Below are 18393 nucleotides of genomic sequence, written 5' to 3'. Positions count from 1 at the left end.
CTATTTTTTATTTAGGATAAGCAATGATACAGATATCCTCTCCAGACATGTCCACACTAGAGATGGATACATCCATTGCTTCATCCATTGTATCTACATTGATTCCGCTAAATGGTGTAAGCGAGTTTCTCCCGCCTAATAGTTTAGGTGCGACATAGATCAAGTACTTATCGATGAGTCCTGCCCTTAGGAATGAGGCGTTTACTTCGCTTCCGCCCTCAAGTAAGACATCCGTTATTCCTTTTTTATATAGTTCTTCCATCAGAATTCTCAAATCCAAACCCGCATCTGTTCTTGGAACAATAATGAATTCAATTCCCTTTTCACTTAAGGCAGCAATTTTATCTACAGATGCATTTTCCTGCGTCACAATCACGGTTTTAGCATCCGATACCTGAACAACATTGGCATCTAATGGAACACGGAGTTCGCTGTCTAAAATAATTCGTATTGGGTTCTTCCCTCCACCTTCTGGAAGCCGAGTCGTTAAGGATGGGTTATCAGCCAATACAGTCCCAATACCGATGAGAATAGCATCGACTTCATCACGAAGAAGATGAACGGAATGGCGAGACTCTTCTCCTGTAATCCACTTAGAATGGCCTGTATGGGTCGCAAGCTTGCCATCGAGCGTCATCGCATATTTAGAAATGACAAATGGACGATTTGTTATCATATTGTGAATAAAACGCTCATTTAGTCTTTGGGCTTCCTTTTCTAAAACTCCGACTTCCACTTCAATTCCTGCATCCCGAAGAATTGAAATTCCTCTTCCTGCAACTTCAGGGTTTGGGTCTTGTGTAGCCACTACAACTCGACGTACACCTGATTCTTTTACTAAATTAGCACACGGAGGTGTCTTTCCATAATGAGAACATGGCTCAAGAGTGACGTAAAGAGTCGCATTTTTCGCATAATCCCCAGCCATTTTAAACGCATGAACCTCCGCATGCGGCTCACCCGCTTTACGATGGATCCCCGTTCCGGCAATGACACCATCTTTAACTATAACTGCCCCAACTACTGGATTCGGATTCGTCTTTCCTTTAGCACTGGCCGCTAAATCAAGCGCCAATTTCATGTAATATTGATCATTATTCATAGCCTCAACTCTCCTTACACAATTAAAGTAGGCTTCTTTTGCGGAATATGCCCAGACTTCTTAACCTTTGTATCCAGATAGAAACTATTATCGTCCGTCAAACCGCCCCAAAGCGGGATATGGTCTTTAGCCGCAAGTCCATGCTTTTTAAGAGCATTCAACTTTTTCGGGTTATTCGTAATCAAAGTTACTGGATTCTCACGCAGTTCTCTCAATACCCGAATGGCACCCTCATACGACCGTGTGTCGTCTTCAAATCCTAAAGCTTGATTCGCTTCAACAGTGTCATAACCTTCTTGTTGAAGCAAATATGCCAAGGATTTCGAGAACAAGCCTATCCCTCTTCCTTCATGGTCCGCAAGGTAAAAAATAGCGCCGCAACCATGGTCGGCTATCATCTTCATTGATTGGTGAAGCTGGTATCCGCAATCACAGCGTTTACTGCCAAAGATATCCCCTGTATGACAGATGCTATGCATACGGACTAGTGCATCCTCCGACTTCTGGAAATCACCGTACACCAATACAGAAGATTGCTGACCAAAAGCCAGATTGGCTTCTGAAAGCGACTCAAGTACTGTTTCCTTGTCGTTCTCAGTTCCATCTAACTGGAGCCATGTATACCATTGAAAAACAGTAGAGAAATCCCCTTGTTCAACTGGAAGATTCACCGGCCCCACAAGGCATAGATCATCTTTCCCTGGAGTTTTAATGATGTTCATTTTATCTATTAAAAGGTCTTTTGTTTGCTTGGTTATATTCATAATAACATCACCTATTTTATAATTTATAGTGAGCCTGCCCCTTACTTTAGGTAAGTAAGTATATTACTATACACTATACCTGTCAATGAATGAGTTTACAAATAATAGTGTGTGTTTGTTTCTAATTTTCAAGTAGGTTTTTCTCAAACCGCTATCATATCAGCTATCTATAATACATATTTTAACGTATAAAGAAAACGTGTCTATAGATAGACTCAGGAAAGGAAGGCAAGATTTTGGAGGATTTCCCTTATTTTTTATACGACCCTGACCTTTTTCCGATTTGTGACAAGACAGAGAATATGTATCGAAAATCCGAAGGACCAATGTTCCGCCCCTTCTCGGCCGCTACTCCAGCTCTGTTAGTTAAATCAGCAAAGTCTTCGCAATCTTTACTACTCGATGTAAAAAAACTCGTGGATACTATAGCCACATCCATGCCCTTCTCCACCAGGTTAATGACTGCTGCTCAAGAATCAAAAAAGACTGTCGTGATCGATATGATTCGAAAGACAGGCGTCAAAACCGTACCTGACATCATATATAGCCCTGATGGAATACGCTTTGATTTCCATTCGATAACAGGGGATGAAGCTCGTATCATCGTCAACTTGAAATGGAGTAATATGTAGGTAATGACCCATCTTTTCAAAAAACCGAAGCCCTTTTTTCGGCTTCGGTTCATTAATGTTCATTTGTTTACGATTCGAAAGTTTCAACTAACAGTGCGAGCGTACGTGCCATGACTCCAGTAGCCCCCGCTGTGCATAATTCGGAACTAATCGAGGTCGTGGATGTTCCGGCAATATCCAGATGCACCCATGGAGTTGCTTCGGCAAATTCACCTATAAAGGCACCGCCCATGATTGCATGTCCAGCTCCACCTGGTGAATTATTCAAATCCGCTATTTTACTGTTGCGCACCCGTTCTTTGTCTTTTTCGGTAATTGGCAGACGCCACATCGGCTCTCCCGCTTCCTCTGAGGCTTTAAGGACTTGCTCATAGAATTCCACGTTATTGGTCATTGCACCCGTCATATCCATACCTAGGGCCGTTATAACACCACCAGTTAAGGTTGCAACGTCAACAAGATATTCTGCACCATGATGTTTAGCGTACGTTATAGCATCCGCCAAAACAAGTCGTCCTTCCGCATCAGTATTCAATACCTCAATCGTTTTGCCGCTCATGGCAGTAATCACATCATCCGGCTTAAAGGCATCGCCGCTGATCATGTTATCAGTAGAAGGAATGACAGCTACGACATTTTGATCCGGTCCTAATTCACCTATAATTTCCATTGCACCTAAAACTGCTGCCGCTCCTCCCATATCCGTCTTCATTCCGACGATTCCAGCCTTCGTTTTCAATGAGTAGCCACCAGTATCAAAAGTGATGCCTTTTCCCACCAACCCGATAACATCTGTCCATTCTTCTTTGCCTTGATACTTAAGAACAATCATTTTCGGAGGTTCGACCGACCCTTGATTAACTGCAAGAAGGGCACCCATACCTAGCTTGAGCATGTCTTCTTTCTCAAGGATTTCTACTTCAAAACCATAACGTTCACCTAAAGTAGATGAATAGTCAGCTAGATCCTTTGATGTCAACAAATTCCCTGGTGTGTTAACCAATGTTCTGGCTGAATTCGTTGCTCTTCCAAAAATACGGCCAACATGAAGGGCAGCTCCAACTTCTTCGTTATCAAATTCACTATAGACCGTAATTGATTCAATATTTTTTTCAGCCTGATTCGACTTTTGTTTGTAGCCCGCAAACTTATAGGAAGCCAGCTCGAAAGCCTCAGAAAAGGCGTGGGCAGCATCTAGTGCATCCAAGTTTTCAGTCGTAAATGTATCCAAAGCTATCGAAAGCGTCGTAAGTTTTGATTTTGCAATTGTTTTACACGATTTACCCAGAGCTTCACGCAACGTTTCAAGGGTAAGCTCTTTATCCTTGCCCAACCCTACAAAGATCAATCTCTTTACACCTAATTTTCCTAATGTATGTATTTTTACAACTGATTTTTTCTTGAAAGAGATTTCACCTGCCTTCACTAATTCAGTAAGTTGACCGGATAATTTCTCATCGGCTTCTTTTCCTATACCGGTAAATTTTATGGGCCGGTCAAAAACGCCTATAATCAGGCATTCGTCGATTACATCTATATTCAAGGAACTTTTTACTGTAAACATTCTGATACCTCCTCCGTTCGATTATCTTTATTATAACGAAATCTTCCGAAATTTTCGAATAATGACACCAATGTTAATAATAATAAGAGATATAGTTTAGAATACCCACCTTTAGAGAAATAGTATAAGAAAGATCATATTTACTCTTACAAGCAGGTAATCGACAGGATTTGATGGAAAGTATAATAAGGACCAAATCGTCCGATGAAAGAAGCAAGATTACTCATTTACCTTTATATAGATTTCAACGTTATTTTATAATCAGAAAGAAGGCTGATACTTTTGGAATTATTTTTTAACTTCCCTTTAATCGCAGCATTAATTGCCATTTTCTTTGCTCAATTCATTAAAGTACCCATTCATTTTATCGCTTTTCGTAAAGTTGACTGGTCACTTCTTAACTCGACTGGCGGTATGCCAAGCTCCCACTCAGCGGCCGTGTCCGCTCTTACCGTAGCCGTGGGGATAGAAACCGGAATGGACTCCCCGGTCTTTGCCGTTGCTACCATATTCGCTGTCATCACGATGTTTGATGCGACTGGAGTAAGACGGCAGGCAGGAGAACAGGCGGCTGTCTTAAATCAACTCGTAACAGACTTTAATACGTTTGTCGAGCAAGCAAAGAATTGGCAGAAAAAAGCAGAGAAACAGAAACAGCAACAATTGAAGGAACTGCTAGGCCATAAACCTATTGAGGTCTTTTTCGGTGCCTTAACAGGAGTATTCATTGCACTTATTCTTCACTTTTTTATCTTTCAAGGGTAGGTGGTTAACATGAAAATAATCTCTCTTTGCCCAAGCAATACAGAGCTTTGCACATATTTGGGTATTGAAGAACAGCTGATTGCAATTGATGACTATTCAGATTGGCCTGAATCCATTCAGCATCTGCCAAAAGTCGGTCCGGATTTGTCGATAAATATCGAACTCGTAGAATCATTAAAGCCTGATTTGGTACTGGCTTCACTGAGTGTACCTGGCATGGAAAAAAATATTGAAGGACTAAAGGAAAGAAATCTCCCTTATATTATTTTCAACCCGCAATCGCTTGAAGATATCGCCCAGGACTTGCTGACACTTGGCAAGGCCATTCATGCTAAGGATATAGCAGAGGAACAGGCTGCCAAATTCCGGGCGACTATCTTGCAATATAAAACGATTGCCGACAAAATCGAAACAAAGCCATCCCTATATTGGGAATGGTGGCCTAATCCCCTATTCAGCCCTGGGGGGGTTAACTGGTTAACAGAGATCAGCCGACTGGCCGGTGGGTATAATCTTTTTGAAGAGATAGATATGGCAAGTATTCAGGTTCCTTCCGAAGAGGTCCAAACAAAGAATCCTGATCATATTTGTTTAGCCTGGGTCGGTGTTCCTTTACGAAAAGTAAAACCTGAGCTGGTCAAGAAACGGAAAGGGTGGGCAGAGATAAAGGCTGTCCGAGATAATAACATTCATATTATGGAGGAATTTTTATTCTGCAGGCCTTCTCCCCGTTTACTAGATGGATTATCAAAGCTGGCCATGACTCTTCACCCTGAGGCCTACAGCGGCATTAGGTAAGTTAATAAAGCATCTGCTATAACAAAAATTACATCAAAAAAGGCTGACTCCCAAGTTGAGTCAGCCTTTTTTTGAACTCCTGATTTCCGTCGATTGGAATTTTAATAGTCATCTAGTTAGCTTTTAAAAGGCAAAGGAAGAAACCTTTTTGTTTAATGCCTTTTCGGCAATTTTATGCTTAAAAACCTGCCTAACTTTGGTTTCATTCAACTTGTTTAATTGTTCTTCTGATAAATTTCCATTCCCTTTTTGCACAATATATACTTCTAGGGTTTTCTTTCCCCAGTTCTCATACACATCTTGTACCGTTTCGTAGTATAGATCGAGGTGATTTCCTTTAATCGCTCCACCCTTATCTGCTACTACTCCAAACCCATAACCAGGTATCCAAAGGATGGTGCCTAGCGGAAAAATAGTAAGATCAGCAGCAATGGTGGAAAACAAATCCCTCTTCACCTTCACCCCTGAATATGTAATCCCATAAGATGGACTTTCCGGATACTTTCCTGTCGACTCATACCCTGCTGTATATCCTGTTGCCAAAACCTCATGCTTAGGATATTTAGAGAGCTCGATTGCCTCTTCAATAGTTGCTGGACTATTGCTCATTGAAGCGGAGGCCACTAGTGTTGTGACATGGCTCCCTCTATGTACGGCTTTATATTCGAGACCAATCATTCTATTTTGTCTCACAGCATCCTCTAAAGGGTGAACTTCTGACGATGCTCCAAAAACATGATTTAAGGTTGATTCAATAGCTAAGATAAATAATATGATGATAGCAACCCTCAAAAATAATGTCTTTAATATCTTCATGTATATTTGTTTCACTCCTCTCACAAGGATATTTGTTCCCTTCCCCTAGTGAAAGTATTCATAAAACATAAAAACAATTATTTTTTTTTTGTACAAAAAATAAAAAAAGACTGCCGATAAATGACAGTCCTTCATATTTAAAACATTTGATATCCTTTATTTCTTAAAGTCTTAATAACGACTCCAGCTAAAATCGCTCCAAGTAATCCACTTGATAAAATTATAATATCCGCAGTATGCAAGGAAGTAAGGTTAGTCCCAAGCTGCGAAAAAGAAATCCCCGGATTTCTGAAATATTCGATTAGCTTAGTTTCATTAACAATGATGATGAAAACGATTGGAAATAAGATGACCATGATCCATGAAGAACGAAAGAGCATATTAAGCAAAAAGCCTATACCGAAAAATAATATAAAAAATAAGAGTATTGAGATAATTAAAACAGGCAATGGCATGTTATTCTAGACCCTCCTTTAAAGCAACACTTTTAGTTTACTGAAAACATAATTGGTACGTCAACGACTTAATACCAAATAATACCGAACAAACGATAATTAACCAAATCACATAAATAATTTATACGATGTATACCCAAATTGATTTCCCGGGTTTAACCCGTCCAGCATCGTCTGCATTCTTTCCTTTTTAAAGGCCAATAGTTGTTCTAATAATAAAGATTGCTTGCCTTCCTGTATGAGTAAATCAGGATCATAAAATTTAGCTTCATACAATTCATCCAATTGAGCGGTCACTTCAAAACTAAGCGGCTTAAGTAAAAACACTAACATATTATCACTTATTTCCCCTTTAATGACCCCGCTTCTTACTCCTACCATGCCTTCGATTTCTGTATGAATGCCTGTCTCCTCTAACACTTCTCTTATGACAGCTTTATCAACTGTTTCATCATTTTTGACAAAACCGGCAGGAAGAGACCACTGCCCCTTCAACCCGCCGTAACGTTTGTTGACGACCAGCCATTCACCCGTATCGGATATCACAAGACCAGACACAGCCAGCCAAACATTTTTGCAGCGTTCCACCAAATCCCACTTCCCTCTATTTAATTTCCACTATTAGTAGTGTAAACCCATTTTTCCCATAAAACCACAGAGAACGTACAAAAGTGAGACAGATACTATCCGTTCATTCAAGGGTTTGACTTAATCAATTTATTAGCATCTATTTGGGATGAATTCAATAATATGTCTGTAACGTACAAAACTTTATCAATCTATTCTATACCACTACTTATTTTTCATTGTGTTCCACATCTGAATGGCACATACTCCTCATCTCTCACAAAGTGAGTATCATTATTTCAAGAACACATACTTGCTAAAGATTGAGATGTTTCCATATAATAAAAAAAAAGCCATTCAGGGGAAATCCCCAAACGGCTTTCGGAATATATTTTAAAATTAAAGGACGTTGAATTTACCCTTTTTAGCAACTAGAGAGGCTCCACCAATCATTAATAACGCTCTATTATCAACCATTTTCTTCATAAATGAAGCGGTTTTTCCTGTAACTTTCTTGCCGAATACAACGCCAATCGCATTGTCATCACCAAGTGAACATACAGTTCCTTTGTTTTCGAATGTGAAAGTCTCAAGATCACTTTGGTTACGTACTAATTTAGTGAGGTTTTTCGCAATAACTTCACCTTGTTGCATAGCGATCTGTGCAGTAGGAGGATATGGACGATTAATTTCTTCGTTAATGATTAATGCACAGTCACCTACAATGAAGATATCGTCATGACCTGGTGCACGCATATCAAGGTTTACTTTAATACGTCCGCGCATTGCTTCAAAGCCAGAAGCTTCAATAACTGAGCTACCACGTACGCCAGCTGCCCATACTACAGTTCCTGCTTTGATTTCTTCTACTTCATCCTCGCCTTTTGCAACGATAATACCTTCAGGAGTAGCACCTTTAATCGGAGTACCGATTTTGAATTCCACACCTTTTTTCTCAAGATAAGACACAGCATAGTCCACTAATTCTGGATCGAAACCCGGAAGAACAGCTGGTGCTGCTTCTACACAGTACATACGAACTTTTTGGAAATCGATATCGTATTCTTTACAAAGTTCAGGGACACGGTTAGCTAATTCTCCAAGGAATTCGATACCCGTAAATCCTGCTCCACCAACAACGATTGTCAAGCGATCTTCATTTTTCTCAACTTCTGAGCTGTAAGTAGCAAATTGCAATTGAATATGATCACGGATTTTACGTGCAGTGTTTACGTTAGAGATAGAGAAAGCATATTCTTTTAACCCTTGGATTCCGAAAGTTTCAGATTCTGGTCCGAGTCCTACCACAAGGAAATCATAAGAAACTTCGTCGTTTTCAAGAATAACTTTTTTATCTTCTGTTTTAACTTCTAAAACAGAGTCTTGGATGAATTTAACTTTACTGCTGTTGATTACACTTTTGATTGGGTAACGCACACGATCGTGGTGAAGAGTTCCAGCGGATGCTTCATGTAGCCAGGTTGTTTCATAGTGGTAATCATTTTTGTTAACTAATACGATTTCTGCTTCATTTTGACCTAATGCTTTTTGTAAACGAGTAACGGTCATTAATCCACCATAACCTGCTCCTAAAACAACGATAGTTGGCTTTTTCAAAAGTATTCGTCCACCTTTACGATATTTTCTTGTGATGCTTCCCATAACTAAAATCTATTGACTATCTTATAATTTCCATTATAAAAAGCACTCTTATACACTTGTGACTTATTTCACGTACTATTTCAAAATTGTCATAAAAAGTTCATAAAAATTTTACAAAATGATGTCTAAGTAAATATTAGTCGTTTTCCTAACCTTTTTCAAGTAACAATCTGAATTTTTTCTTAATTAAAATACAGATAAAAAATGACACTAATTACTTAGTGGTTATGCAGTATTTTACTACTCTTTTTATAGCAGAAAGAGCACTTTTACCTACTTGACATAGGATAGCGAAGTACATTCTCATTCTAATTTATTTAGCACGCCTCTCTTATTGTCAAAACTTTCTCACTTTTCGAATCTTTCTCCGTTTTTTAAAACTTTATCTATGGTAAAATAAGAGAATAAATTTTAGCAAACCTAGTATATCGGAGGGATAACGTTGGAAGTTAATGAAAAAGTTTATGATATTACCATCATTGGCGGCGGCCCAGTCGGACTATTTACTGCATTTTATGGTGGCATGAGACAAGCATCCGTGAAAATCATTGAGAGTCTCCCACAATTAGGCGGGCAATTATCAGCCCTTTATCCTGAGAAATTCATTTATGATATCGCAGGTTTCCCTAAAGTACGCGCTCAGGAATTAGTCAATAATTTGAAAGAGCAAATGGCAAAATTTGAACAAACCGTAGTCTTAGAACAATCCGTTAAACAAGTAGAAAAGCAAGTCGATGGCGTATTCAAGCTAACGACTGATAAAGAAATTCATTATTCTAAAACTATTATTATTACAGCTGGGAATGGAGCATTCCAACCGCGCCGCATCGAAATTGAAGATGCAAAAAAATACGAGAGCAACAACCTGCACTATTTCATCGATGACCTTAATCATTTTGAAGGCAAAAAAGTGGTGGTCTTCGGAGGCGGGGATTCAGCAGTCGACTGGGCACTAATGCTTGAGCCTATCGCTGAGAAGGTAAGTATCGTTCACAGAAGAGATAAGTTCCGTGCCCACGAACATAGTGTAGAAAATCTTAAAAATTCAAAAGTTGAAGTAAAAACCCCTTACATACCTGCAGAATTGATTGGTACTGAAAATCAAATCCATACAGTGGTCCTTAAGGATACGAATGGTGAAGATACAGAAACTTTAGAAGTAGATGCAGTTATTGTCAACTACGGTTTCGTTTCTTCTCTGGGTCCCATTAAAGAATGGGGACTTAATATTCAGAAAAATAGCATCTTAGTGAACTCCAGAATGGAAACAAACATCCCCGGAATCTATGCTGCAGGAGATATTGCAACCTATGACGGCAAAGTCAAATTAATTGCAAGTGGTTTTGGCGAGGCTCCAACCGCTGTTAATCATGCTAAGCAATATATTGATCCAAAAGCAAAAGTCCAGCCTATGCACAGCTCCTCTATGTTTTAATAAACAAACTTTCAATACAACGCATGAACCGGCATAATCAAAGCCGGTTTTTTTATTGTCCCCATTTTCCGACTGTGGATAACTTTTTTTTCATGAATTATCCACAGTATTAACCTTGTTTTATAACGGGTAGAGAATATTAGTAAAAGAGAAAAAAGAATGCACATATGAATATTTTAATTGCAGGAGCTAACGGAACAACTGGAATGCATATATTATTGAAGAATTATCAAAAAATCCACAACTTACAGTGTATGGATTGATCCGGAAAGAAGAACAAGCTCGGACACCCTATACTTGCAGATTAGGGGGTAATGTGGATAAAGCAGTGGATAACATGAAAGCGATCATATTTACAGCCGGACCCAGACCAAAAACAGGACCCGATAAAACGACAGCTGTGGATAAGAATAGGGCAATTAAACTAATTGATGCTTCTAAGATGAAAGGTATCAATCTTTTTGTAATGATAAGCTCTGATGGTTCTGATAATCCACAACAAGCTCGCCACTATCTCGAGGCAAAACATGATGCGGATGAACATTTAAAAGCAAGTGGAATGACTTACACCATTGTCCGTCAGTAGCATTGACCAATGACAAAGCTGTGGGCAAAATCACAGCTGAGGAAAAAGTCGACCATCCCCACAAATCAATTCCAAGAGCCGACGTTGCTACAGTTCTTGCTCATTCTGTCACATTTAATAAAACATTTGAGATTTCCAGCGGCAACCTTCCAATCAAGGAAGCTCCACAATATATAAAGTATCGCTTAATTAATAAGCATTAAAAAGGTGAGCACTTTAAAAAGTGCTCACCTTTTTTTCAACAATCAAGATTTCTTAGCAATTCTCCGGTGTACCAGCGTTCTTTGCTGTTTTGAAAGAAGACCCACAACCGCATGACGCGATAGCATTTGGGTTTTCAATTGTAAACCCTCCACCCATCATCGTTTGTTTATAATCAATCACTGTTCCATTCAATATATCTGCATCCTCTTTATCCACAAGGATCTTAATTTCAAACTGTTCCAGCTGGTCATCTTTCTCTCCGGGCTCTTGTTCGAAGCCCATTCCGTAGGATAATCCACTGCAGCCTCCGCCTTTAACAGCCACTCTTAAAAAGGAACCTTCTTCACCATTTTGCTTCATCATTTCTTTTATCTGAAAAGCAGCAGCTTCCGTTATTTGAACAACTTCACTCACAATAAATCCCTCCTTCTTCTGATATGTGAGATAGACAATTTCTCCTTATAGTATATACCAAAGAATTTCACCCGCTCAATTTTCCAGCTCGAAAAAATTAATCTTCCATCTCCTATTTTACCAACATTTAATAAAAATTAGGTTATTATAAGGTATGTAGGTATAATGAACCGAGCAAATAGCCTTGATCTTAAAAGGGCCTCTATATGACAAAAGCATGGAATGTCTTCTGTCGAAAAAACATCAACTACAAAAAGGGTACGCTCTCGATTTGTTAAAGTAGCCAAATATGATACAGATTTTTGTCCCATTTATGCTGATTCCACTATCAACGCCCTCTTCTATAATATTTTTGTTTACCCTCACTGGTATTTTTAAGGTCATTATTCAAATGGCTAAGGACCTCTGGCAGGAAATCAAAGAAGAATCGTGTACAATCAGTGTCGCTCCGCTCAATGGATAATGAATCTTTTCCTATTTTATAACAATCAAAAAGACTACCCCAAAAGGAATAGCCTTTTTGATTGTTATTGATGATTAAAACATTTGATACTCATCAATAAACTTATATATTTTTTCTACCAGTTCATCCGTTGTATCCCCAAAAATCACTTCACCATTTACAAGTGCGTATAAGTTACTGGAACATCTACCACAATGACCCAGACAACCATATTCAATAATATCTAAATTAGGATCGCGTTCTAATCTTTCCAAAGCCTCTTGAGCACCACTGGCTAGATTGCTTACACAAAATTCAATAATCGGATACATTGTTTCACCTCATCGTTATTAACAATTCATCTTATTACATCTTCCATATACAGTCAATATTTACGCACAAAATATAAGCCGATTTTAAGATACCAGTTGTGATTTCCCTTTATATTCGTTATACTTTTGTCGGGGTATGTAAAACAAGAAAATCATTTATTTATTTTTATTCTTATTAAATTGGGGCATATATATTTAATTAAATTTTAAAGGGATTCATTTGGGGGAATCCTATAGTAGGACATTTACTTTTACAAGTGAAATAATTAACAAATTTTTCAAGAGATCAAATAAAGGGGAAAAAAACATATGAAGAATTTAGTCATACTTGGTGGTGGCTATGGTGGTATGCGCATGTTGCAAAGATTGCTGCCTAATCAGCTTCCTGAAAATGTGAGCATCACGCTTATCGACCGTAATCCTTATCACTGCTTAAAAACGGAATATTATGCTTTAGCAGCAGGTACCATTCCTGATCAGCACATCCGTGTTGCATTTCCAGAACATCCTCGCTTGAAGAACGTATACGGAGAAGTACTTTCCATCGATATGGAAAATAAACAAGTTATTTTAGAAAATCAAGAGCCTGTTGTTTATGATGATTTAGTTATTGGCCTTGGCTGCGAAGATAAATACCACAATATTCCTGGTGCAGACACACATACTTATAGTATCCAAACCATTGATAAATCACGTCGCACATATTCAGCATTGAATAATTTAGGTGCTGGTGCAACTGTATCAATAATTGGTGGAGGACTTAGCGGTGTTGAGTTAGCCAGCGAATTGATTGAGAGTCGTTCTGATTTAAATGTTAAGCTATTTGACCGTGGACCACATATTCTATCTGCATTCCCAGAAAGATTAAGTACCTTTGTCGAATCTTGGTTTGATAAACATACAATTGAAATTATTCATCATTCTAATATAACCAAAGTTGAACCAAACCTTCTTTATAATGGCGATGAAGCCGTTCAAAGTGACGTCATCGTCTGGACAGCTGGCATTCAGCCAAGTAAAATAATCCGCGATATGGATATTGAAAAAGACGGTCAAGGTAGAGCAGTACTGACGCCTCAGCATTTCCTTCCATCTAATGATAGCATCTTTGTAGTCGGCGACTGTGCTAGCCTGCCGCATGCACCAAGTGCCCAATTAGCGGAATCACAAGCTGAACAAATCGTCCAAGTCCTTGTAAAAAAATGGGCAAATGAACCACTTCCAGAAAGCTTCCCTACCATGAAATTAAAAGGGACATTGGGTTCCCTTGGGAAGAAACAAGGTTTCGGTCTTGTGGCAAATCGTCCTATTACTGGAAGAGTAGCACGCCTGATGAAATCAGGAATTCTATGGATGTATAAATACCATAACGGTTGATTCAAGATTTCATAAACTGACCCAAGAAGTTGCGACAAGCTTCCAAACGGGTCAGTTTTTTTATTTTCTTTCCATTATATATCCCTTAAGCTTTATATCCGTATTTCTCCATCACTTCCACCACTTTTTTAAGGCGCACATTTCCTTCTGCAACGATTTCATCCTCAATGATGACAAGCGGATAAAATAAATCTTCTTCAATCATCTTTGCTACAAAGCTTTTTTGCTTAATATTTTCTGGAGGATTAAACATATCGATATATGAAATTTTAAAGTTCTGCTCAGGAAACTTTCTCGTTAAAGCAGCTTCTAGCCACTCACACGTATCTTTCGAAGAGGGAAGATTTACACAACTTGCACAAACCTGTTCCGCCCCATATACTTCTATCTCAATTTCTTTCTTTACCATACTCTTCCTCCTTTATTTTAGTTTTTTAGCTTCATTTCGATAACTTTTTAAAACCATTCACCTGTTCCTAGCTTACTTGAATAAGATAGATTATTTTTCCGCAAGCTACAGTTGGATTTTTTACTATCTTCGCATTATAATATGATTAGGAAAGGAGTCGATTGCAATGTCTGACCAAACAATGGAAGCCCAAGTTCAAGATGTTCTAGATAAGCTTCGTCCGTTTCTTCTTCGTGATGGCGGTGACTGTGAACTAGTTGACGTAGAAGATGGAATTGTAAAATTACGATTACTAGGAGCTTGCGGAAGCTGTCCAAGTTCGACCATTACGCTAAAAGCTGGGATTGAGCGTGCTCTTCTTGAAGAAGTTCCCGGCGTAGTGGAAGTAGAACAAGTTTTCTAATAGCCTTTATAATAACGTATAACGTATATTAGCTAGAGTATCACTTCAGCTAATATACGTTCAACCATTTTAGATACACACAGCCAAGAACCTTTTTTGCCTGTTATAGAAATAAAGCTGACTCCTCTTTCGGTCCTATCAATTGAATTGATACGGCTTTTGAAGGGGTCAGCTTTTTTTATAATTAAAGAGTAAGTATATGAAGCAGGTATGGCTCACGATTTAATAAAGTTCAATTCCTTCTTTTCTTCCTCTGATAAGATCGCTGTATGGCTGCCATCGTTATCAATTTGCAACTCTTTCACTTGAAAGTCCGGAAAGATTTCTGTCAAACTTGAAATCACACTGCCTGCTTTTTCGGCAGAGACCAAGCACAGAACAGTGGGACCTGCACCACTTAGTGCAGTACCATACGCACCTTCATTAAGAACAACCTCTTCTATTTGTGCTAAATGAGGCACTAGCCCAGCCCTATATGGTTGATGAAAACGATCATTTTGCATCATTTTACCGACAAGATTCCAATCATTCGACAAGATTCCAGCAAGCAAAACATTGGCTGCCGCACTTCCGTTTATCGCTTCTTTATAGGGAAGCGAATTTGGAAGAACATTTCTTGAATCCTCTGTAAGCAATTCAAAATCAGGAATGACTGCAATTACCTTAACGCCCTCAATTGGAAACGAAAGGACATCTGTTCTTTCCTCTGTATGCAATCCTACAACCAATCCACCGTAAACTGAGGCCCCTGCATTATCAGGGTGCCCTTCAAAGAGAGAGGCATGTCTATTCTTTTCCTCATCAGATAAATGGAGTTCACCTACCAGGTTTGCTAATTCAATACCTGCTACAATGGCAGATGCACTGCTTCCGAGGCCCCTGGCAAGTGGGATTTCACTTGAAACATAAAGGCGACATGGGGAAAGTTCTTTTCCATAAGAAGCTGCCGTTTTCTTGGCAATTTGAACAATATAATTACTATCATCCCCAGGGAAAACAGACATTTCCTCAGACAGCGGGATAACTTCCCAATGGTCTGATAAAGATCCGTGTACTTCTAAGTAAAGTCCTAGGGCCAGGCCGATTGAATCGAACCCTGGTCCTAAATTGGCCGTACTCGCTGGTACACGGATCAAGAACATCTCAGAATCTGCACTCATGCCTGTTTCACACCTTGCAGATGTTCTAAAATAATCTCTTCATCCATTGGCAGTAACGTTGGTTGAATTGTACTTGTATCAACTGCCACATTCGGATCTTTCAAGCCATTCCCTGTTAGCACCGCTACAATCTTGCTTCCCTTTTTAATTTCACCGCTTTTTAATTGTTTATAAATACCTGCAATAGATGCACATGATGCTGGTTCAGCAAATACTCCTTCTTTTTTCGCAAGGAAATGATAAGCTTCCAGTATTTCTTCGTCGGTCACCTCATCAATTTTACCGTTAGATTCGCTTGCTGCTTCCACAGCGAATTTCCAGCTTGCAGGGTTACCAATACGGATAGCTGTTGCAATTGTTTCAGGATTTTCAATGATAGTGTCCCGAACAATCGCAGCGGCGCCTTCCGCCTCGAACCCTCTCATTTCAGGGAGTCCCGTTTGTTTCATCTCATTATATTCTTTAAACCCTTTCCAGTAAGCAGTAATATTCCCTGCATTTCCAACTGGAAGCGCCAAAATATCAGGTGCCGTGCCTAGGGCGTCACAGATTTCGAACGCGGCCGTCTTCTGGCCTTCAATCCTAAATGGGTTTACCGAGTTCACAAGAGTAATTGGTGAACTCTCACTAAGTGAACGAACGATATTTAATGCTTGGTCAAAATTTCCTTCAATCGAGATAACCTCAGCTCCGTACATAACAGCTTGAGCAAGCTTACCCATTGCAATTTTCCCCTCTGGAATAACGACGATACAGCGTAGGTTAGCACGCGCTGCATAAGCTGCTGCAGCTGCTGATGTATTCCCAGTAGACGCACAGATGATTGTGTCACTGCCCGCCTCGATTGCTTTGGCAACAGCCATGACCATTCCGCGGTCTTTAAACGAACCCGTCGGATTCGCTCCTTCATATTTTACATGCAGGTCGATTCCCCACTCTTCAGATAAACGGTTTAGTTTAATTAAAGGTGTGTTTCCTTCTAATAGGGAAAGTGCAGGTGTATTTTCATTTACAGGTAAAAATTCTTTATATTCACTAATTAGTCCTTGCCAGCTCATTTGATGTTCTCTCCTTCAACTCGGTATGTGCTTTTGACTTCTCTTACCATATTGTAATCATGTAATTTCTGCTTTATTTGTTCAAATGCTGCCAAAGAGGCTGTATGTGTAACCAGTACGATTTCGGAAGATTCTTTTTCATCCAGCGGCAGTTGAAGGATTTTGTCGAATCCAACCCCATGCTCTGCAAATAAATTCGTGATTCTAGCTAAAACGCCCACTTCATCCTGTACATGCAACCGGATAAAGAACTTAGCAAAAATCTCAGTAGCATCTTTTAATTGTTTCGGGTACTGCGGTGAAACAGCACTTCGCCCATTAACACCTAGTCTCATATTCTTGATGACCGTTACCATATCTGAAACAACAGCAGTCGCGGTCGGCAGGCTACCAGCCCCTGGTCCGTAAAACATCGTTTCTCCTACAGCTTCCCCATAAACATATACCGCATTATATTCATTATTTACCGATGCTAATGGATGTGCTTCTGGAAGCAAGGCTGGTTGGACGCTTACTTCAACCCTATCTCCAGCTCTAGAAGCCACTCCAATCAATTTCATTGTATAGCCCAGCTTTTTACTGTATCTCAAATCCTCTTCAGAAATCTCAGTAATCCCCTGTACCTCAACATCATGTAAGCCAATATTCATTGAGAAACCAAGAGTCGATAGGATCGCCATTTTTCGGGCCGCATCCAATCCCCCTACATCAGCTGTTGGATCAGATTCTGCAAATCCTAGCTCTTGTGCTTCCTTTAATACGTCTTCATAGGGTCTGCCTTCTTTGCTCATTTTCGTTAAAATGAAGTTCGTCGTTCCATTGACAATTCCCATCATTTTTGTGATTCGGTCAGAAGATAATCCATCAACAAGACCTCGCAAAATCGGTATTCCCCCTGCAACACTTGCTTCATAGAACAAATCACATTGATTCTCAGTGGCCAATTCCAGCAGTTCCGGACCATATAAGGCCATCAGATCTTTATTAGCCGTTACGATATGCTTTTTATTGTTCAACGCTTCTATTAAATAGTTGCGTGTTTCTTCAATTCCGCCCATAACTTCAATAACTACATCAATCTCAGGATTCGAAAGAATATCCTCTGGATTGGAAGTTAACATACTTTTATCAATATCAACAAGGCGCTCCTTCGTCGTATCCTTGACAAGTATCTTATTAATTGATATTGAACAACCTACTTGATGCATGAGCTTGTCCTGATGACTTTCGATAATTTGTACGACTCCTGATCCGACTGTACCTAACCCCAATAACCCGATCGAGATGGTTTTCATATTTGGTTCCCCCTTAAAAACTGTTTACCTGAAGAAAACATTTGTATTTGTATAGTAGACATTATATGTTTTTTTTATTTAATTATCAATAGTTAGAAAATACAGTCTTCAAGATTTTTTTCTTCTATCCCTTGAAAGAGTAAGATCGAATAC

Annotated in this window: 22 protein-coding genes; 9 read left to right on the top strand and 13 right to left on the bottom strand. The window is 39.3% G+C overall.

Annotated features, from left to right (window positions below):
- Positions 1 to 7: 7 nt before the first annotated feature.
- Both ribD and AC1DUW_RS03685 read right to left on the bottom strand, forming a co-directional pair.
- Complete coding sequence (ribD, locus tag AC1DUW_RS03690; protein WP_053348727.1) at positions 8 to 1102, bottom strand: bifunctional diaminohydroxyphosphoribosylaminopyrimidine deaminase/5-amino-6-(5-phosphoribosylamino)uracil reductase RibD; 1095 nt, start codon at positions 1100 to 1102, stop codon at positions 8 to 10.
- A 14-nt stretch (positions 1103 to 1116) separates the two neighbouring features.
- Positions 1117 to 1866 carry a GTP cyclohydrolase II gene (locus tag AC1DUW_RS03685; protein ID WP_053348726.1) on the bottom strand — a complete coding sequence of 250 codons (750 nt, stop codon included), beginning with the start codon at positions 1864 to 1866 and terminating at the stop codon, positions 1117 to 1119.
- Positions 1867 to 2102: 236 nt separating this feature from the next.
- On the opposite strand from AC1DUW_RS03685, the gene AC1DUW_RS03680 reads away from it, so the two are divergent.
- Positions 2103 to 2498, top strand: a complete 396-nt coding sequence (locus AC1DUW_RS03680) for a YuzC family spore coat inner layer protein (protein ID WP_477642021.1) — start codon at positions 2103 to 2105, stop codon at positions 2496 to 2498.
- 67 nt (positions 2499 to 2565) lie between these two features.
- On the opposite strand, the gene AC1DUW_RS03675 is transcribed toward AC1DUW_RS03680, so the two are convergent.
- Positions 2566 to 4062: a leucyl aminopeptidase gene (locus tag AC1DUW_RS03675; RefSeq protein ID WP_053348724.1), complete on the bottom strand. Its 1497-nt coding sequence runs from the start codon at positions 4060 to 4062 to the stop codon at positions 2566 to 2568.
- A 282-nt stretch (positions 4063 to 4344) separates the two neighbouring features.
- On the opposite strand from AC1DUW_RS03675, the gene AC1DUW_RS03670 reads away from it, so the two are divergent.
- Together AC1DUW_RS03670 and AC1DUW_RS03665 are read left to right on the top strand one after the other, a co-directional pair.
- Positions 4345 to 4827, top strand: coding sequence for a divergent PAP2 family protein (locus AC1DUW_RS03670; RefSeq protein WP_053348723.1), 483 nt, complete (start codon positions 4345 to 4347; stop codon positions 4825 to 4827).
- A 9-nt stretch (positions 4828 to 4836) separates the two neighbouring features.
- Positions 4837 to 5625 (top strand): cobalamin-binding protein, encoded by a 789-nt coding sequence (locus AC1DUW_RS03665; protein WP_477642020.1) that lies wholly within the window; start codon positions 4837 to 4839, stop codon positions 5623 to 5625.
- 123 nt (positions 5626 to 5748) lie between these two features.
- Here AC1DUW_RS03665 and AC1DUW_RS03660 read toward each other — a convergent pair whose 3' ends face one another.
- The 4 genes from AC1DUW_RS03660 to AC1DUW_RS03645 all read right to left on the bottom strand — a co-directional run bounded on the left by AC1DUW_RS03660 (position 5749) and on the right by AC1DUW_RS03645 (position 9080).
- Positions 5749 to 6441 carry a 3D domain-containing protein gene (locus AC1DUW_RS03660; protein ID WP_477642019.1) on the bottom strand — a complete coding sequence of 231 codons (693 nt, stop codon included), beginning with the start codon at positions 6439 to 6441 and terminating at the stop codon, positions 5749 to 5751.
- A gap of 137 nt (positions 6442 to 6578) precedes the next feature.
- Positions 6579 to 6896 (bottom strand): YuiB family protein, encoded by a 318-nt coding sequence (locus AC1DUW_RS03655; protein ID WP_053348720.1) that lies wholly within the window; start codon positions 6894 to 6896, stop codon positions 6579 to 6581.
- Positions 6897 to 7004: 108 nt separating this feature from the next.
- Entirely contained in the window at positions 7005 to 7484 is a 480-nt protein-coding gene (locus tag AC1DUW_RS03650; RefSeq protein WP_180320490.1) for an NUDIX domain-containing protein, read from the bottom strand.
- 378 nt (positions 7485 to 7862) lie between these two features.
- Positions 7863 to 9080, bottom strand: coding sequence for an NAD(P)/FAD-dependent oxidoreductase (locus AC1DUW_RS03645; RefSeq protein WP_053348718.1), 1218 nt, complete (start codon positions 9078 to 9080; stop codon positions 7863 to 7865).
- A gap of 487 nt (positions 9081 to 9567) precedes the next feature.
- Here AC1DUW_RS03645 and AC1DUW_RS03640 point away from each other — a divergent pair, with 487 nt between their 5' ends.
- From AC1DUW_RS03640 to AC1DUW_RS03630, 3 genes are all read left to right on the top strand, one after another.
- Complete coding sequence (locus AC1DUW_RS03640; RefSeq protein ID WP_477642018.1) at positions 9568 to 10560, top strand: NAD(P)/FAD-dependent oxidoreductase; 993 nt, start codon at positions 9568 to 9570, stop codon at positions 10558 to 10560.
- A 214-nt stretch (positions 10561 to 10774) separates the two neighbouring features.
- The gene (locus tag AC1DUW_RS03635; protein ID WP_477642028.1) at positions 10775 to 11146 is read left to right on the top strand and encodes an NAD(P)H-binding protein; all 372 of its coding nucleotides are present in this window, start codon (positions 10775 to 10777) and stop codon (positions 11144 to 11146) included.
- Between the two features lie 2 nt (positions 11147 to 11148).
- Complete coding sequence (locus AC1DUW_RS03630; RefSeq protein WP_477642017.1) at positions 11149 to 11349, top strand: hypothetical protein; 201 nt, start codon at positions 11149 to 11151, stop codon at positions 11347 to 11349.
- Between the two features lie 52 nt (positions 11350 to 11401).
- On the opposite strand, the gene AC1DUW_RS03625 is transcribed toward AC1DUW_RS03630, so the two are convergent.
- Positions 11402 to 11764, bottom strand: coding sequence for a HesB/IscA family protein (locus AC1DUW_RS03625; protein ID WP_053348714.1), 363 nt, complete (start codon positions 11762 to 11764; stop codon positions 11402 to 11404).
- A gap of 222 nt (positions 11765 to 11986) precedes the next feature.
- On the opposite strand from AC1DUW_RS03625, the gene AC1DUW_RS03620 reads away from it, so the two are divergent.
- Positions 11987 to 12142, top strand: coding sequence for a DUF2225 domain-containing protein (locus tag AC1DUW_RS03620; protein WP_152952403.1), 156 nt, complete (start codon positions 11987 to 11989; stop codon positions 12140 to 12142).
- 159 nt (positions 12143 to 12301) lie between these two features.
- On the opposite strand, the gene AC1DUW_RS03615 is transcribed toward AC1DUW_RS03620, so the two are convergent.
- A complete protein-coding gene (locus AC1DUW_RS03615; protein WP_053348713.1) occupies positions 12302 to 12538 on the bottom strand; it encodes a YuzB family protein in 237 nt (78 codons plus the stop codon).
- Between the two features lie 309 nt (positions 12539 to 12847).
- Here AC1DUW_RS03615 and AC1DUW_RS03610 point away from each other — a divergent pair, with 309 nt between their 5' ends.
- On the top strand, positions 12848 to 13915 hold the full coding sequence (locus AC1DUW_RS03610; protein WP_053348712.1) for an NAD(P)/FAD-dependent oxidoreductase: 1068 nt from the start codon (positions 12848 to 12850) through the stop codon (positions 13913 to 13915).
- Positions 13916 to 14000: 85 nt separating this feature from the next.
- Here the strand turns inward: AC1DUW_RS03610 and AC1DUW_RS03605 are convergent, their stop codons facing one another.
- Entirely contained in the window at positions 14001 to 14324 is a 324-nt protein-coding gene (locus AC1DUW_RS03605; protein WP_053348711.1) for a YuzD family protein, read from the bottom strand.
- A 166-nt stretch (positions 14325 to 14490) separates the two neighbouring features.
- On the opposite strand from AC1DUW_RS03605, the gene AC1DUW_RS03600 reads away from it, so the two are divergent.
- Complete coding sequence (locus AC1DUW_RS03600; protein ID WP_053348710.1) at positions 14491 to 14727, top strand: NifU family protein; 237 nt, start codon at positions 14491 to 14493, stop codon at positions 14725 to 14727.
- A 215-nt stretch (positions 14728 to 14942) separates the two neighbouring features.
- Here AC1DUW_RS03600 and thrB read toward each other — a convergent pair whose 3' ends face one another.
- The 3 genes from thrB to AC1DUW_RS03585 are packed head-to-tail and all read right to left on the bottom strand — an operon-like array spanning position 14943 to position 18240.
- On the bottom strand, positions 14943 to 15887 hold the full coding sequence (thrB, locus tag AC1DUW_RS03595) for a homoserine kinase (RefSeq protein WP_053348709.1): 945 nt from the start codon (positions 15885 to 15887) through the stop codon (positions 14943 to 14945).
- Positions 15884 to 16945, bottom strand: coding sequence for a threonine synthase (thrC, locus tag AC1DUW_RS03590; RefSeq protein ID WP_053348708.1), 1062 nt, complete (start codon positions 16943 to 16945; stop codon positions 15884 to 15886). Before thrC ends, thrB begins: the two co-directional genes overlap by 4 nt.
- Positions 16942 to 18240 (bottom strand): homoserine dehydrogenase, encoded by a 1299-nt coding sequence (locus AC1DUW_RS03585; RefSeq protein WP_053348707.1) that lies wholly within the window; start codon positions 18238 to 18240, stop codon positions 16942 to 16944. The genes thrC and AC1DUW_RS03585 overlap by 4 nt, the downstream gene beginning before the upstream one ends.
- Positions 18241 to 18393 lie beyond the last annotated feature (153 nt).

The organism is Peribacillus sp. P4_C12 (assembly GCF_056402095.1).
Note: the sequence above shows the minus strand (reverse complement) of the source record. Positions and strands in the feature narration are given on the sequence as shown.

Coding starts and splice junctions, on each gene's coding strand:
- AC1DUW_RS03685 (WP_053348726.1), bottom strand. CDS start 1,866: ATGAATATAACCAAGCAAACAAAAGACCTTTTAATAGATAAAATGAAC.
- AC1DUW_RS03660 (WP_477642019.1), bottom strand. CDS start 6,441: ATGAAGATATTAAAGACATTATTTTTGAGGGTTGCTATCATCATATTA.
- thrB (WP_053348709.1), bottom strand. CDS start 15,887: ATGAGTGCAGATTCTGAGATGTTCTTGATCCGTGTACCAGCGAGTACG.
- AC1DUW_RS03585 (WP_053348707.1), bottom strand. CDS start 18,240: ATGAAAACCATCTCGATCGGGTTATTGGGGTTAGGTACAGTCGGATCA.
- AC1DUW_RS03655 (WP_053348720.1), bottom strand. CDS start 6,896: ATGCCATTGCCTGTTTTAATTATCTCAATACTCTTATTTTTTATATTA.
- AC1DUW_RS03610 (WP_053348712.1), top strand. CDS start 12,848: ATGAAGAATTTAGTCATACTTGGTGGTGGCTATGGTGGTATGCGCATG.
- AC1DUW_RS03605 (WP_053348711.1), bottom strand. CDS start 14,324: ATGGTAAAGAAAGAAATTGAGATAGAAGTATATGGGGCGGAACAGGTT.
- AC1DUW_RS03615 (WP_053348713.1), bottom strand. CDS start 12,538: ATGTATCCGATTATTGAATTTTGTGTAAGCAATCTAGCCAGTGGTGCT.
- ribD (WP_053348727.1), bottom strand. CDS start 1,102: ATGAATAATGATCAATATTACATGAAATTGGCGCTTGATTTAGCGGCC.
- AC1DUW_RS03675 (WP_053348724.1), bottom strand. CDS start 4,062: ATGTTTACAGTAAAAAGTTCCTTGAATATAGATGTAATCGACGAATGC.
- AC1DUW_RS03665 (WP_477642020.1), top strand. CDS start 4,837: ATGAAAATAATCTCTCTTTGCCCAAGCAATACAGAGCTTTGCACATAT.
- thrC (WP_053348708.1), bottom strand. CDS start 16,945: ATGAGCTGGCAAGGACTAATTAGTGAATATAAAGAATTTTTACCTGTA.
- AC1DUW_RS03620 (WP_152952403.1), top strand. CDS start 11,987: ATGTCTTCTGTCGAAAAAACATCAACTACAAAAAGGGTACGCTCTCGA.
- AC1DUW_RS03600 (WP_053348710.1), top strand. CDS start 14,491: ATGTCTGACCAAACAATGGAAGCCCAAGTTCAAGATGTTCTAGATAAG.